At 55.8% G+C, this 912-nt stretch carries 2 protein-coding genes; both read left to right on the plus strand.

Annotated features, from left to right (window positions below; translation table 11 throughout):
- Positions 1 to 109, plus strand: a 109-nt coding sequence (locus A3730_RS05520) for an uL15m family ribosomal protein (RefSeq protein ID WP_197477311.1), incomplete at its 5' end; no start/stop codon positions are given.
- An 11-nt stretch (positions 110 to 120) separates the two neighbouring features.
- Positions 121 to 912, plus strand: a 792-nt coding sequence (locus tag A3730_RS05525) for a preprotein translocase subunit SecY (protein WP_197477312.1), incomplete at its 3' end; no start/stop codon positions are given.

Below are 912 nucleotides of genomic sequence, written 5' to 3' on the forward strand. Positions count from 1 at the left end.
AATTGTTCTGCAAGGTGAAATCGATCGTGCAGTGACTGTTCGCGGTGTGGCCATTTCCAAAGGTGCCCGTGAAGCAGTTGAAAAAGCTGGCGGTAAAGTCGAAGAGTAAGGCTGCGCTTTATGGCGAAGAATCGCGCTCAAACACTAAATGGCGGTGCGCCGAAAGCTGACGGTAACGCAATGCGTGAGCTGTGGCGGCGGATCGGTTTTCTGTTGGGCGCCCTGGTGGTGTTCCGGGTCGGGGCGCATATCCCGGTCCCGGGCATGAACCCGGAAGCGTTGCAACAGATGTTCAACAATAACCGGGACACCATTCTTGGCCTGTTCAACATGTTCTCTGGTGGTTCACTGGAGCGCATGAGTATCTTTGCGTTGGGCATCATGCCCTACATTACAGCCAGCATCGTGATTCAGCTGATGACGGCCGTAGTGCCCACGCTTGAGCAGCTTCGTAAAGAAGGTGAACAAGGGCGGCGCAAGATTACCCAGTACACCCGTTATCTGACGGTGGCGCTGGGGGCGATTCAGTCTTTCGGTATGGTGGCCGGCCTTAACAGCCAGGGCATTACGCTACTGCCTGAAACAGCCAGCACCATGCAAATTGCCAGCTTCTACTTTGTGGCAGTCAGCACCCTGGTAACGGGTACTGTCTTCCTGATGTGGCTGGGTGAACAGATTACCGAGCGCGGTATCGGCAATGGGATCTCCATGCTGATTTTCGCCTCCATCGTGTCCGGCCTGCCTGGTGCGGTGGCGCAGACGTTTGAATCTGCGCGTACCGGCGACCTAAGCCTGATTATGATGCTGTTTGTGTTCCTGGTCGCCATGGCCGTGATTTTCGGTGTGGTGTATGTGGAGCGCGGACAACGCCGTATTACGGTAAACTATGCGCGCCGTCAGCAAGGGCGTCGT

It is taken from the genome of Alcanivorax sp. HI0044 (genome assembly GCF_001634945.1).